This window comes from Stenotrophomonas sp. YJH_SMC_58 (assembly GCF_059369635.1).
Genome location: NZ_JCAFSW010000004.1, coordinates 247,903 through 261,354 on the forward strand (window position 1 = coordinate 247,903; position 13,452 = coordinate 261,354).

The following is a 13,452-nucleotide window of genomic DNA, read 5'->3' on the forward strand; positions in this document are numbered from 1 at the left end:
GGGGCCGGTGCCCCACCAAGGAGAACGTTCATGCGCCGGATTGCCGGGTTGTGCCTGATCGTGTGTGGCCTTTCGTCCTGTTCCAGCGTGCCCGATGTCGCCTACTGGCCCGAGCATGAAGCCCGTCCCCTCGCATTGCCTGCGCGCAGCGAGCGAATGGTGATCGAGATCAATGATGCCGGGGGCTTCCATTGGCCGGGCCAGTTCAACCGCCTGCAACGCTGGCTGGCGGCGGAACCTGTCGATCTCCCGGTGGTGGTCTTCATCAACGGCTGGCACCACAACGCATCGCCCAATGACAGCAACTTCACTGATTTTGAAGAATTCCTTGGCAAGGTCGAGGCCAAGGCGGGAACCCCGGTGAGGGGGCTCTATGTGGGGTGGCGTGGTGACTCCTACGATACCCCGCTGGCCTGGGAGCCGAGCGACTTTCTGACGGTTTGGGATCGAAAGAACGCCTCGGTGACAGTAGGGGAGAACGGGCTGGCGCAGGTGGTGGCCCTGTTGCGCGAGCAGCATCCGGAGAGGGCGGTCTACATGATCGGCCACAGTTTCGGCGGCTCAGCCCTGTTCCATGCCATCAAGGATGGCCTGGTGCAGGAGCAGTTGGATGGCTTCGAGTACTTCATGCTCAACCCGGCAGTGGCCGAGCGTGAGTTCGACGAGGTCGAGCAGGCGCTGGTATCCGCGTGGGCAGCGTCACCGGCATTTGCCGGAACAGTATCGATCACGGCTGCTGACGCTTTGCGCCAGCATCGAAAGGTGACGGTGCTGCAGGCGCAGGGCGACAAGGCCGTCGGTATGGGCTACCGGATTGCGTTCAGGGGCACGCCCATTGGATTTGACCGTCAGCGCCAGACCCATCGAGCCTGGGTCTGCGCCACGGCCGATGCCTGTCCGCCACCGCCGCTGGACGCCTGTACCGCAACGCTTGCCGATGGCCGTTTCGTTCTGCGCGCCCGGACCATACCGGGCCAGGGCTGTGCGCCAATGCAGCAACGTCCGGTCTGGGTGATCGCAGGCGCAGACAGTGTCTCGGCCGACCACAACGACATCCTGAACTCGATCCAGGCGGACGCCCTGGCCGACCTGGTGGCGCAGCGCTGGCGGCTGCGGGCAGGGCGCTGAACGGCGTAGACAGGTCGTGGGGTTCGTCGGCGCCGGGTTTTGGGGGACAATAGGCAACTATTTGCCCGAATGACCGCTCCATGTCCCGACTGCAGTTCCAGCTCCAGACCCGCGACGGCCGTGCCCGCCGTGGCCGCCTGACCTTCCCGCGTGGCACGGTGGAAACGCCGGCCTTCATGCCGGTGGGGACCTATGGCTCGGTCAAGGGCATCCTGCCGGACCAGGTGCGTGCGCTGGGCGCCGAGATCATCCTCGGCAATACCTTCCACCTGTACCTGCGCCCGGGCCTGGACATCATTGCCGACCACGGCGGCCTGCACGGCTTCTGCCGCTGGGATGGCCCGATCCTGACCGACTCCGGTGGCTTCCAGGTGTTCTCGCTGGCCCACCGCCGCAAGATCACCGAGCAGGGCGTGACCTTTGCCTCGCCCACCGACGGCGCCCGTGTGTTCCTGGGCCCGGAAGAGAGCATGAAGATCCAGAAGGTGCTCGATTCGGACGTGGTGATGATCTTCGACGAGTGCACCCCGTACCCGGCCACCGAGGATGTGGCGCACCGGTCGATGGAGCTGAGCCTGCGCTGGGCCCAGCGCAGCCGCAACGCGCATGACGAGCTGGGCAATGACGCGGCCCTGTTCGGCATCGTCCAGGGCGGCGTGCACACCGACCTGCGCAGCCGCTCGGCCGAGGCCCTGCAGGCGATCGGCTTCGACGGCTATGCCATCGGCGGCCTGGCCGTGGGCGAGCCGGAGCAGGAGCGCAACGCCATGCTCGACCACCTGGACCCGGAGCTGCCAAGCGACCGTCCGCGCTACCTGATGGGTGTGGGCCGGCCGGAGGACCTGGTCGAGGGTGTCGCACGTGGCGTGGACATGTTCGACTGCGTGATGCCGACGCGCAACGCCCGCAACGGCCACTATTTCACCTCGTTCGGCACCGTTCGCATCCGAAATTCCCAGTACGCGCGGGACATGGACCCGATCGAGCCGGGCTGCGGCTGCGTGGCCTGCACCGGCGGTTACACGCGTTCCTACCTGCGCCACCTGGACCGCTGCAACGAGATGCTGGCGCCGATGCTCGGTACCCTGCACAACCTGTTCTATTACGAAAAGCTGATGGCCGACATCCGCGCGGCCATCGAGGCGGGAACCTTCCTGGCCTTCCGCGAGTCCTTCTACGCGGCACGCGGGGCGGTGGCCCCGCCCCTGTAACCCGAATGCCCCTGCCAAACGGCCCAAGGACGAACGCTCGGGGCCGTGGCATACTTCAAGGCTGACCCAGATCCGCGGTCGACACCTCGTGCCCGTGAAAGGGCCGAAGCGCCGCCCAACCAAAGGACCAACGATGAACCTGCTTGCTTTCCTGATTCCCGCCGCCCACGCCCAGGCCGCCGGCGGCCAACCGCAGGGCATGGGCCTGACCACGCTGCTGTTCCCGGTCATCCTGATCGCCATCATGTACTTCCTGATGATCCGCCCGCAGATGAAGCGGCAGAAGGAGCACAAGGCCATGCTGGAGAAGATCAAGCGTGGCGATGAAGTGCTGACCAACGGCGGCATCGCCGGCATCGTCACCGACATCGGCGACAACTTCATCACCATTGAAGTGGCTGACAACGTGCGCATCCGCGTGCAGAAGGGCGCTGTCGGCAACGTGCTGCCGGCCGGTACCCTGAAGTCGGCCCAGTAAGCCACTCCCTTTCCGATGCACAACCGCGGCGCCGGGGATGGCGCCGCGCGGGACCCAAGCAATGCTCGAATTTCCACGCTGGAAGTACGTCGTCATCCTGATCGTACTGGCGCTCAGCGCGCTGTACGCGCTGCCCAACATCTACCAGAAGGACCCGGCCCTCCAGATCACCGCCAACCGTGGCGGGCAGATCGACGATGCGCTGCGCGACCGTGTGCTGGCCGACCTGAAGACGGCCGGAGTCACCCCCGTCGGTGTCGAGAAGGAAGGGGAAAGCCTGATTGTCCGCCTGCCGGACCTGAAGGCGCAGTCCGCTGCCAGCGACGCCCTGCGCGACACCGTCGGCGAAAAGTACACCGTGGCCCTGAACCTGGCCTCGACCGTGCCGGACTGGCTGGCCAACCTCGGCGGTCGCCCGATGGTGCTGGGCCTGGACCTGCAGGGTGGTGTGCACTTCGTGCTGCAGGTCGACCAGAAGGCCGCCCTCGACAAGCGCCTGGACGCCTACACCGAAGACGTGCGCAGCACCCTGCGTGACGCGCGCATCGCGTACCAGTCGGTTGAGCGTCGCGCGGACAACAGCATCGTGGCCAACCTGAGCCCGTCCGCCGGTGATGACGCCGCACAGCGTGCCCGTGCGGCACTGGTGAAGGCGCAGCCGACGCTCGGCTACGACGTCAGCGGCAACCGAATCACGGTGACCGTGCCGGAGACCGAGATCGCGCAGATCGCCAATGGCGCCATCGAGCAGAACATCAACACCCTGCGCAACCGCGTGAACCAGCTCGGCGTCGCCGAGCCGATCATCCAGCGCCAGGGTGCCGACCGCGTGGTCGTGCAGCTGCCCGGCGTGCAGGACACTGCCGAAGCCAAGCGCATGATCGGCGCCACCGCCACCCTGGAATACCGCGCGGTGGTCGAGGGCAATGCCCAGGACGCCATCGACTCCGGCCGCATCCCGCCGGAAGCGAAGGTCTATCAGCGCCGTGACGGCGGCGGTCCGATCCTGCTGAACAAGCGCGTGATCGTCACCGGCGACCAGATGGTCGGCGCGCAGGCGGTGACCGACTCCACCAGTGGTGCCCCGGCGGTCAGCGTGACGCTGAACAACGTCGGCGGCCAGCGCATGTTCGACTTCACCAGCGCCAACGTGAACAAGCCGATGGCGGTGGTGTATACCGAACGCGTGCCGACCGTGACCCTGGTTGACGGCCAGGAAGTGCGTGGCTTCAAGGTCAATGAGGAAGTGATCTCGGTGGCCAACATCAACGGCGTGTTCGGCAAGAACTTCCAGACCACCGGCCTGCAGAAGAAGGAAGCCGACGACCTGGCCAAGCTGCTGAAGTCCGGCTCGCTGGCCGCGCCGATGGACTTCGTCGAAGAGCGTGTGGTCGGCCCGAGCCTCGGCGCCGAGAACGTCAAGAACGGCATGCGCGCAGTGGTGTTCGCGTTCCTGTTCACCCTGGTGTTCTTCAGCGTGTACTACCGCATGTTCGGCGTGATCACCTCGGCAGCGATGCTGTTCAACCTGCTGATCGTGGTGGCGGTGATGTCGCTGTTTGGCGCGACCATGACCCTGCCGGGCTTCGCCGGCCTGGCGTTGTCGGTGGGCCTGTCGGTGGACGCCAACGTGCTGATCAACGAGCGTATCCGTGAAGAGCTGCGTGCCGGTGTGCCGGGCAAGACCGCGATCGTGACCGGTTACGAGCGTGCCTCGGGCACCATCCTCGACGCCAACCTGACCGGCCTGATCGTCGGTGTGGCGCTGTTCGCATTCGGTACCGGTCCGCTGAAGGGCTTCGCACTGACCATGATCATCGGTATTTTCGCCTCCATGTTCACCGCGATCACCGTGTCGCGTGCGCTGGCGACGCTGATCTACGGCCGTCGCAAGAAGCTCCAGAACGTGGCCATCTGACGGGACGACACGCACAATGAAACTGTTTCCGCTGCACATCCTCCCGAACGACACCAAGATCGACTTCATGCGCTGGCGCCATGTCGCCATGGCAGTCACCATCGTGGTGTTCCTGGCCTCGGTCGCCATCATCGGCATCAAGGGCTTCAACTACGCGCTGGACTTCACCGGCGGCACCCTGATCGAAGCCCGCTTCGACAAGCCGGTGGACGTCGAGCAGGTCCGCAACAAGCTCGAGCAGAGTGGCTTCGAAGGCGCCCAGGTCCAGAGCGTCGGTGGCAACACCGACCTGCTGATCCGCCTGGCCCCGCACGGTGAGCATGCGCCGGGTACCGGTGACGCCGCCGCCGAGGACAAGGCCACCGCTGCCGCCGTGGTGAAGGCGCTGTCTTCTGCCGACAACCAGGCCACCGTGCTGCGCAACGAGTTCGTCGGCCCGCAGATCGGCAAGGACCTGGCGATGAATGGCCTGTACGCGACCATCTTCATGCTGGCCGGCTTCCTGATCTACATCGCGGTGCGCTTCGAGTGGAAGTTCGCGGTCACCGCCAGCATCGTGGCGATGTTCGACCTGATCGTGACGGTCGCTTACGTGTCCCTGCTGGGTCGTGAGTTCGACCTGACCGTGCTGGCCGGCCTGCTGTCGGTGATGGGCTTTGCGATCAACGACATCATCGTGGTCTTCGACCGCGTCCGCGAGAACTTCCGCAGCCTGCGCGTGGATTCGATGGAAGTGCTGAACCGTTCGATCAACCAGACGCTGTCGCGTACGGTGATCACCGCGGTCATGTTCTTCCTGTCGGCGCTGGCCCTGTACATGTACGGCGGCAGCTCGATGGAAGGCCTGGCCGAGACGCACATGATCGGTGCGGTGATCGTGGTGCTGTCCTCGATCCTGGTGGCGGTGCCGATGCTGACGATCGGTTTCCTGCGTGTCAGCAAGCAGGACCTGCTGCCGAAGGCGAAGGACGTCGAAGCCCTGGCCCGTCGCCCGTAATTGCCTGCTGCCCGCAGCACACAGAGAACCCCGCGCAAGCGGGGTTTTTTGTGTGCAGGGCTTGCAGCCCTGCACCCGCGGTAGTGCCGGCCGCTGGCCGGCAACAGCAACAGCAACAGCAACAGCAACAGCGTGCATTCCGTGGGTGGGGCGGTGTCGGAGTGCGGGGACGCCGCAAGTACGTCCGTGTAGGCTTGGCAGCCGCTTGCTCGTGTGCGCTTTCCTGCGCACACGGCGAGACCGGGGTTGGGCGTCCTGCCCAACCCGCCCGAGGCATGCCTCGAGCCCATGCGGCTGACACCCCGCACTCCGACACCGCCCCACCTCTGACAGATTCCGGCGGCTGTTGGTAGGTGTCGACCTTGGTCGACACATCTGTCAGATATCGAATGAATTCATCCGTGTCGACCAAGGTCGACACCTACCAGAGGTGGACACCGTTCCGACAGATCGCGGAAATCTGTCGAAGGCGGGGTGGGGCCGGTTGCGGGGGTGTCCGCGGCATGGATGCCGCGGCCAAGCCCCCAAGGATGGGTTAACGGCGTCCCCCGCAACCGGGCCCACCCCGCCAACCCACAGGAACCCAGCTTCTGCCGTTGACGTTGCCTCTGCGGGTGCAGGGTGCAACCCTGCAAAACAAACACCACCCTACGCCAGCGTCGGTTGTGCATTCGGCCCCCGCGCACTACGATCCTGCGGTTCGCGCGCGCAGGCGCGCACCCGTATTCCTGCTGAGCGCCCCGTGCGCCGCATCTGCCAACCCGAGGTATCCATGGTCATCAAACCGCGCGTCCGCGGCTTCATCTGCGTCACCACCCACCCGACCGGCTGCGAGGCCGCGGTCAGGCAGCAGATCGACTACATCCGCGCGCGTCCGCCGATCCAGAACGGCCCCAAGCGCGTGCTGGTGATCGGCGCCTCCACCGGCTACGGCCTGGCTGCGCGCATCACCGCTGCCTTCGGCAGCGGCGCCGCGACCCTGGGCATCTTCTTCGAGCGCCCGGGTACCGAATCCAAGCCGGGCACCGCGGGCTGGTACAACTCGGCCGCGTTCCACAAGTACGCCGACGAAGCCGGCCTGTACGCCAAGAGCATCAACGGCGATGCCTTCTCCGATGAAGTGAAGGCGAAGACCATCGAAATGATCAAGGCCGATCTCGGCCAGGTCGACCAGGTCGTCTACAGCCTGGCGGCGCCGCGTCGCAAGCACCCCAAGACCGGTGAAGTCATCAGCTCCACGCTGAAGCCGATCGGCGAGCCGATCACCCTGCGCGGCCTGGATACCGACAAGGAAGTAATCACGGAAACCACCCTGCAGCCGGCTACCCCGGAAGAGATCGCTGGCACCGTCGCGGTGATGGGTGGCGAAGACTGGCAGATGTGGATCGACGCGCTGGCCGACGCCGGCGTGCTGGCCAACGGCTGCACCACCACGGCCTTCACCTACGTGGGCGAAGAGATCACCCAGGCGATTTACTGGAACGGCTCGATCGGCGCCGCCAAGAAGGACCTGGACACCAAGGTGCTGGGCCTGCGTGAGAAGCTGGCGAAAATCGGCGGCGACGCGCGCGTGTCGGTGCTGAAGGCCGTGGTCACCCAGGCCAGCTCGGCCATTCCGACCATGCCGCTCTACCTGTCGCTCCTGTTCAAGGTGATGAAGGAAAAGGGCACCCACGAAGGCTGCATCGAGCAGCTGGACGTGCTGTACGACATCCTCTACGGCGGCAAGGCCGACGGCGTGGCGATCGATCGCCTGCGCCACGATCTGGTCGATGGCGATGGCCATACCGTCGCGCTGGTCGACGAGGAAGGCCGCCTGCGTGCCGACTACAAGGAAATGGCGGCAGACGTGCAGGGCAAGGTGGTCGCGCTGTGGCCGCAGGTCACCAATGAGAACCTGTACGAGATCAGCGACCTGGCCGGCTACAAGGCCGACTTCCTGCGCCTGTTCGGTTTTGGCGTGGAGGGTGTCGACTACGAGGCCGACGTCAATCCGGACGTGAAGATCGATAATCTGGTCGACATGACCTGATCAATGAAAAGGCCGGCGAAAGCCGGCCTTCTCTTTTGGTGGGGCCGGCCGCGGTCACCCGAACTCGAACCCCATCTCCGGCAGCGCCGGGCCGACGAAGTCGCCCTGCACGTAGTCCACGCCGGCACTGAACAGCAGGGTCATCGAATTGGCGTCGCTGACGAACTCGGCGATGGTGCGGATGCCGGCCTCCTGCGCGCGTGCGGTGATCTGGCTGATGCGGTCGATGTTCTCGCGGGTGGCCGCCAGATCGCTGGTGAAACCGCGGTCCAGCTTGAGGAACTGCGGCTGGAAGTGGGCGAGCAGCTGGAACGAGTCCAATCCCGAACCGAACTGCTCCAGGCCGATGCGGCAGCCCAGTGGCGCCACTTCGGCAAGGAACTGTTGCGCACTGCGCAGGTGGGTGAACACCTTCGCTTCCGGCGCATGCAGCCACAGCCGTTCGCCGGGCACGCCCTGCGCCTGCAGCTCGCGCCGCAGGGTGGCGATCATCTCGGGGTCGTCGAACGATTCCGGCGTCACCTTCACCAGTACCTGGGTGGCGTGGCCCTGGCGTGCGCGCTGACCCAGTACGGCGATGGCCTGCGAAACCACCCAGCGGTTGATCTCCGCCAGCAGGCCGTACTCCTCGGCGATGCCCAGGAAGGCGGTCGGGCTCAGCAGTTCGCCGTTGTGCTCCAGGCGCAGGTAGGCCTCGTACAGCTCCAGCGGCTCGCCCTGCAGGTTCAGCACCGGTTGGTAGTGCAGCTGGAAGCCGTCGCCGGCCAGTGCTTCACGGATACGGGTGACCCAGCGCAGCACGCGTTCTTCCTCGACGCGGTCGGCCGCAGCCGGGTCGAAGATGCGGCAGGTATTGCCCAGTTCGGCGGCGGCATGCGTGCACTCGCTGGCGCGTGCGAGCACCTGGCCGATGCTGGCGATCTTCTCGCCCACCTGTACGCCACCGATGCTGACCGTCACCGTGGCCGAGCGCGCGCCGATGCTGAACACATGCGCTGCATACGCTTCGCGGATGCGCTCGGCCAGTGCCACGGTCTGCGCGTAGGGCCCGGCCTGCAGCACTGCGAAATTGTGTTCGCCGAAGCGGGCCAGCTGCGCGTCCTCGCCAACGACCTCGGCCAGCAGGCCGGCAAGGGCGCCGATCAGCGCGTCGGCCGAGGCCAGGCCGATGTCCGGCAGCAGGCGCGCGTAGTGGTCCGGCTCGATCAGCAGCAGGCCGAACTGGCCTTCGCTGCGGCCGGCCTGTGCCACCGCGCTTTCCAGCTGCAGCATGAAGGTCGGGCGGTTGAGCAGGCCCGTGACCTGATCGCGCTGGCGCAGGTCCTCGACCTCGCGGGCCAGCTCCGGATCGAACTCCATGCGGCGGCGAAGCACCACCTGCAGGCAGGATTCGCCTTCGTAGGTGGCGGCGGTGAATTCCATGGTTGCCGCGAACGTACTGCCATCCTCGTGGCGGGCATCGAGCTGGTACTGCGGCGGCGGCGCCTCGCCACGGCTCAGGCCCTTCAGCAGCTGCTTGAAGCCTTCCACATGCTGCGCGGCGACCATGTCCAGCAGCGAGATGCCTTCGATGTCGTCGAACTGCTCGTAGCCGAACATTTCCAGGTAGGCATCGTTGGCGCGGATGTGCATGCCTTCGTGCACGTAGGCGATGGGATCGCGCGAAGAGGCGATCAGCGCATCGCAGCGGCGCTCGGTCTCGCGCATCTGCGCTTCGATGCGGCGCAGGCCGCGACGGGCCTGCAGGTCCACCCACTGGTCGCGGACCACGGCCAACAGATGCTCGGAGCGCTGGCGCAGGGCGAGGGCACGGATGCCGTGGCTGCTGGCCTGCACCAGCTCGTCCTCGTCGATGCGATCGGCCAGCAGCACCAGCGGAATGTCCTTGCCGCTGGCGGCGATGTGCTGGGCCACCAGCGGCAGCGGGATGCCCTGCGAGGGGGACGCCAGCACCAGGTCGATGGCCTGGCTGGACAGCACCTGGGACAGCTCGGCCGCATCCTGCGGACGCCAAGGGCGCACCGCGATGCCGCTGTTGCGCAGCGTACTGACGATGGCTTCGGCATTCTCGCCGCTGTCATCGACGATCAGCAGGCGGATGGTGATGTCGTTCGCGTTCTGCATGCACTGCTCCCCAATCTGCGAATCTAGATACACGATGCGCGCCGAACCGTCCATGCGCGCGCCCCCTGCACGCATCGAACGGCGATCTGGTTCACACCACGCCACCGGCCGCGTGGCCGCTGGCCCAGGCCCACTGGAAGTTGTAGCCGCCCAGCCAGCCGGTCACATCCAGCACCTCGCCGACGAAATGCAGGCCGGGCACGCGCTTGGATTCCATTGTCGAGGACGACACGTCGGCGGTATCCACGCCGCCCAGGGTGACTTCGGCGGTGCGATAGCCCTCGGTGCCGCTGGCCACCAGCGGGAACGCGCCCAGCAGCTGCGCGGCCTGGCGCAGCACCGGCTCGTCCAGCTGGCGCACGGGCCGGTCAGGCAGCCAGTGCTCGCACAGGCGCTGCGCCAGCCGCTTCGGCAGTACCTCGGCCAGCACCGTGCGCAGCTCGGCGGCCGGGCGCTCGCGCTTCATCTGGCGCAGCCACTCGCCGGCATCCTGGGCGGGCAGCAGGTCCAGCTCCAGCGCATCGCCGGGTTGCCAGAACGAGGAGATCTGCAGGATCGCCGGGCCGCTCACGCCGCGATGGGTCAGCAGCATGAAGTTCTGGAAGCTCTTGCCGTTGCAGCGCGCCTCGATCGGCAGGGCGACACCACTCAGATCAGCCAGCCGTTCCTGGTGCTTGCCGCTGAGTGTCAGCGGCACCAGCCCGGCGCGGGTCGGCAGCACCTGATGGCCGAACTGGCGGGCAATCTCGTAGCCAAAGCCGGTGGCGCCCATGCTCGGAATCGACAGGCCGCCGGTGGCAACCACCAGCGAGGCGCAGTGGAACAGGCCCTGCGTGGTGTGCACGCGGAACCCGTCGCTGCCGTGCTCGATGCGCTGCACGCTGCATTCGGTGCGGATCTGGGCACCGGCCGCCTGGCATTCGTCCACCAGCATCTTCACGATCTGCTTGGACGAGATGTCGCAGAACAGCTGGCCCAGCTCCTTTTCGTGATAGGCGATGCCGTGCTTGCTGACCAGCTCGATGAAGTGCCAGGGCGTGTAGCGCGCCAGCGCCGATTTGCAGAAGTGCGGGTTGGCCGACAGGAAGTTGGCCGGGGTGGTGCCGGTGTTGGTGAAGTTGCAGCGGCCACCGCCGGACATCAGGATCTTCTTGCCGACCTTGTTGGCATGGTCGATCACCTGCACCTGGCGGCCGCGCTGGCCAGCCGTGATCGCGGTCATCAGCCCGGCCGCGCCAGCGCCGATGACCACCACGTCGCAACGGATCGTGCTCATGCCTTGGCGCGCTTGCGCCAGTTCGGGACCACGTCGAGTTGCATCTGATCGTTGAGCAGCTGCACTTCACCGTCCTGGATCAGCACGCTCCAGCGCATCGCGCGCTGGATCTGCTGGCCCCACAGTTCGACGAAGGCACCATCGAGATCAACCACCGACAGGTTGTCGAAGCGCGCCAGGCCCTTGCCCTGCTTGCCCCACCAGATCTCCGAGGCGTTGCCGCCGTAATTGACCACCTGCACCTGCCGGCTGCGGTTGCTGGCCTTGCGGATGCGGGATTCGTCGGGATGGCCCAGGTCGATCCATTGCAGGATGTCGCCGGTGTAGTCGTGTTCCCACAGGTCCGGCTCATCGTCGGTACTCAGGCCGCGGCCGAATTCCAGGCGGTCGCCGGCGTTCAGCGCGAAGGCGAGCAGGCGCACCATCAATCGTTCGTCGGTCTCGGACGGGTGCTGGGCCAGGGTCAGGTTGTGGGTCGCGTAGTAGCCGCGATCCATGTCGCTGATCTGCAGTTCGGCCTTGCGGATGGTGGCGGTAAGAGCCATGGGGGATCCGTGGACTAAAGACGTCAATGATAGAGGTTTGCTGCAAGGGTGTCCGTTGCCGGGCTGTCTGCGCAGCGTCAACGGTGGCACTCTTGGCGCTCTTTCCCGTGGCCGGAATGGACGCCATGACCGTGCCCAGCCACCTGCAGCTGCCACCCGGCCACTGGCCCAGCCTGCTCGATGGCCTGTGCGCGCGTTTCCCGCGCATCGGTCGCGCGCAATGGCAGGACCGCTTCGCCCGAGGCCGTGTGCAGGATGCGCAGGGCAGGGCACTGGCGCCGGACATGCCGTGGCAGGTGGGGCTTGAGATCCAGTACTTCCGCGAGGTTGCCGACGAGCCGGTGATTCCCTTCGCCGAGACCATCCTGCATCTGGATGCGCACCTGCTGGTGGCCGACAAGCCGCACTTCCTGCCGGTAACGCCGGCCGGTGGGTATGTGCGCGAAACCCTGCTGTCGCGCCTGGTCGCACGCACCGGCAACACCGAACTGGCGCCGTTGCACCGCCTGGACCGGCTGACCGCCGGCCTGGTGCTGTTCTCGACCCAGGCAGCCACGCGTGATGCCTATCAGCGGCTGTTCCGCGAGCGGCGCATCGAGAAGACCTATGAGGCGCTGGCACCGGCGCTGCCCGGGCTGGCGTTTCCGTTGCAGCGGGACAGCCGTCTGGTGCCGGGGGAGCCGTTCTTCCGCATGGCCGAAGTGCCGGGCGAGCCCAATGCGCGCAGCCTGATCGAGCCGATCGAGGCCGAGGGGCCGATCTGGCGCTACCGGCTGAAGCCGGAAACCGGTCGCAAGCACCAGCTGCGCGTGCACATGGCGATGTTGGGCGCACCCATCGAGGGCGATGACCTGTATCCGCAGCTGGGGCCGCGCCGGGGTGACACGTTCGAGTCGCCCCTGCAGCTGCTGGCGCAGGGGCTGGCCTTCGATGACCCATTGAGCGGGGAGCCACGGCGGTTCAGCAGCCAGCGCCGCCTGTGCCTGCCCGGCCAGAGCGGGTAGGGCCGTTCAGCGAACCGGGCGTCGGGCCAGCCAGCGGTCCAGCTCGGCGGCGAACAGCTGCCGGTCGCGCTGGCCCAGCGGCGGCGGGCCGCCGGTCTGGACCCCGGCGCCGCGCAGTTCTTCCATGAAATTGCGCATCGACAGCCGCTCGGCGATGTTGTTCGGCGTGTACAGCTGGCCGCGCGGATTCAGCGCCACGGCCTTCTTCTCCAGCACCAGCGCGGCCAGCGGGATGTCCTGGGTGACGACCAGGTCTCCGGCAGCGACCCGTTCGACGATGGCGCTGTCGGCCACGTCCAGGCCCTGGGGCACCTGGATCGAACGCAGCCAACGCGACGGCGGGGTCCGGATCCACTGGTTGGCGACCAGGGTCAGCTCGATGCCAATGCGTTCAGCGGCCCGGAACAGGATGTCGCGGATGACAGTGGGGCAGGCGTCCGCGTCCACCCAGATGCGGGGGAGGGCGGGTTCAGCTTGGGTTTCAGCTTCAGTCATTTACCCAGTGTAGGGTAGGAAAATCCTGAATGGGGACTCGGGGTTAGCCTCGATCGGCTGCGAGCCCTTGTCACGTCTAGCGGGCGGGGCCAGCCGATGAACGTCCGGGCTATCGCTTTTTGCAGAAAACACGCGTATCGTTCGTCCCACTGTGTTTGCTAGGGTCACCGTGAATCGTGGCCTGGTGCAGTTGATCTCACGATCCGCTCATCGATCCGCTTTACCAACGCCTGCAACTCAGTCT

Annotated in this window: 11 protein-coding genes; 7 read left to right on the forward strand and 4 right to left on the reverse strand. The window is 66.4% G+C overall.

The features are described from left to right. Positions 1–30: 30 nt before the first annotated feature. The 6 genes from AC5P68_RS07860 (at position 31) to fabV (ending at position 7,764) form a co-directional block, all read left to right on the forward strand. Positions 31–1,128, forward strand: coding sequence for an alpha/beta hydrolase (locus AC5P68_RS07860; RefSeq protein WP_111108636.1), 1,098 nt, complete (start codon positions 31–33; stop codon positions 1,126–1,128). An 80-nt stretch (positions 1,129–1,208) separates the two neighbouring features. Beyond that, complete coding sequence (gene tgt, locus AC5P68_RS07865) at positions 1,209–2,339, forward strand: tRNA guanosine(34) transglycosylase Tgt (RefSeq protein ID WP_495216640.1); 1,131 nt, start codon at positions 1,209–1,211, stop codon at positions 2,337–2,339. 133 nt (positions 2,340–2,472) lie between these two features. Then, a complete protein-coding gene (gene yajC / locus AC5P68_RS07870; RefSeq protein WP_005409257.1) occupies positions 2,473–2,817 on the forward strand; it encodes a preprotein translocase subunit YajC in 345 nt (114 codons plus the stop codon). Between the two features lie 61 nt (positions 2,818–2,878). Further along, positions 2,879–4,735, forward strand: a complete 1,857-nt coding sequence (secD, locus tag AC5P68_RS07875; RefSeq protein WP_005409258.1) for a protein translocase subunit SecD — start codon at positions 2,879–2,881, stop codon at positions 4,733–4,735. A 16-nt stretch (positions 4,736–4,751) separates the two neighbouring features. Beyond that, positions 4,752–5,732, forward strand: a complete 981-nt coding sequence (gene secF / locus AC5P68_RS07880; protein WP_005409259.1) for a protein translocase subunit SecF — start codon at positions 4,752–4,754, stop codon at positions 5,730–5,732. Positions 5,733–6,504: 772 nt separating this feature from the next. Beyond that, positions 6,505–7,764: an enoyl-ACP reductase FabV gene (gene fabV / locus AC5P68_RS07885; RefSeq protein WP_049402540.1), complete on the forward strand. Its 1,260-nt coding sequence runs from the start codon at positions 6,505–6,507 to the stop codon at positions 7,762–7,764. Positions 7,765–7,818: 54 nt separating this feature from the next. On the opposite strand, the gene AC5P68_RS07890 is transcribed toward fabV, so the two are convergent. The 3 genes from AC5P68_RS07890 to AC5P68_RS07900 all read right to left on the reverse strand — a co-directional run bounded on the left by AC5P68_RS07890 (position 7,819) and on the right by AC5P68_RS07900 (position 11,709). Next, entirely contained in the window at positions 7,819–9,888 is a 2,070-nt protein-coding gene (locus AC5P68_RS07890; RefSeq protein WP_005413024.1) for an EAL domain-containing response regulator, read from the reverse strand. A gap of 91 nt (positions 9,889–9,979) precedes the next feature. After that, positions 9,980–11,164, reverse strand: coding sequence for a BaiN/RdsA family NAD(P)/FAD-dependent oxidoreductase (locus tag AC5P68_RS07895; protein WP_495216642.1), 1,185 nt, complete (start codon positions 11,162–11,164; stop codon positions 9,980–9,982). After that, the gene (locus tag AC5P68_RS07900; RefSeq protein ID WP_005409263.1) at positions 11,161–11,709 is read right to left on the reverse strand and encodes a YaeQ family protein; all 549 of its coding nucleotides are present in this window, start codon (positions 11,707–11,709) and stop codon (positions 11,161–11,163) included. Before AC5P68_RS07900 ends, AC5P68_RS07895 begins: the two co-directional genes overlap by 4 nt. Positions 11,710–11,834: 125 nt before the next feature. On the opposite strand from AC5P68_RS07900, the gene AC5P68_RS07905 reads away from it, so the two are divergent. Further along, a complete protein-coding gene (locus AC5P68_RS07905; RefSeq protein ID WP_495216644.1) occupies positions 11,835–12,713 on the forward strand; it encodes a pseudouridine synthase in 879 nt (292 codons plus the stop codon). A gap of 6 nt (positions 12,714–12,719) precedes the next feature. Here AC5P68_RS07905 and AC5P68_RS07910 read toward each other — a convergent pair whose 3' ends face one another. After that, positions 12,720–13,208 carry a YaiI/YqxD family protein gene (locus AC5P68_RS07910; protein ID WP_495216645.1) on the reverse strand — a complete coding sequence of 163 codons (489 nt, stop codon included), beginning with the start codon at positions 13,206–13,208 and terminating at the stop codon, positions 12,720–12,722. Between the last annotated feature and the right edge of the window lie 244 nt (positions 13,209–13,452).

Excerpts from the sequence above, each read along its gene's own strand:
- AC5P68_RS07860 (WP_111108636.1), top strand. The coding sequence starts at position 31 with ATGCGCCGGATTGCCGGGTTGTGCCTGATCGTGTGTGGCCTTTCGTCC.
- fabV (WP_049402540.1), top strand. The coding sequence starts at position 6,505 with ATGGTCATCAAACCGCGCGTCCGCGGCTTCATCTGCGTCACCACCCAC.
- secF (WP_005409259.1), top strand. The coding sequence starts at position 4,752 with ATGAAACTGTTTCCGCTGCACATCCTCCCGAACGACACCAAGATCGAC.
- secD (WP_005409258.1), top strand. The coding sequence starts at position 2,879 with ATGCTCGAATTTCCACGCTGGAAGTACGTCGTCATCCTGATCGTACTG.
- AC5P68_RS07895 (WP_495216642.1), bottom strand. The coding sequence starts at position 11,164 with ATGAGCACGATCCGTTGCGACGTGGTGGTCATCGGCGCTGGCGCGGCC.
- AC5P68_RS07900 (WP_005409263.1), bottom strand. The coding sequence starts at position 11,709 with ATGGCTCTTACCGCCACCATCCGCAAGGCCGAACTGCAGATCAGCGAC.
- yajC (WP_005409257.1), top strand. The coding sequence starts at position 2,473 with ATGAACCTGCTTGCTTTCCTGATTCCCGCCGCCCACGCCCAGGCCGCC.
- AC5P68_RS07890 (WP_005413024.1), bottom strand. The coding sequence starts at position 9,888 with ATGCAGAACGCGAACGACATCACCATCCGCCTGCTGATCGTCGATGAC.
- AC5P68_RS07905 (WP_495216644.1), top strand. The coding sequence starts at position 11,835 with ATGACCGTGCCCAGCCACCTGCAGCTGCCACCCGGCCACTGGCCCAGC.
- tgt (WP_495216640.1), top strand. The coding sequence starts at position 1,209 with ATGTCCCGACTGCAGTTCCAGCTCCAGACCCGCGACGGCCGTGCCCGC.
- AC5P68_RS07910 (WP_495216645.1), bottom strand. The coding sequence starts at position 13,208 with ATGACTGAAGCTGAAACCCAAGCTGAACCCGCCCTCCCCCGCATCTGG.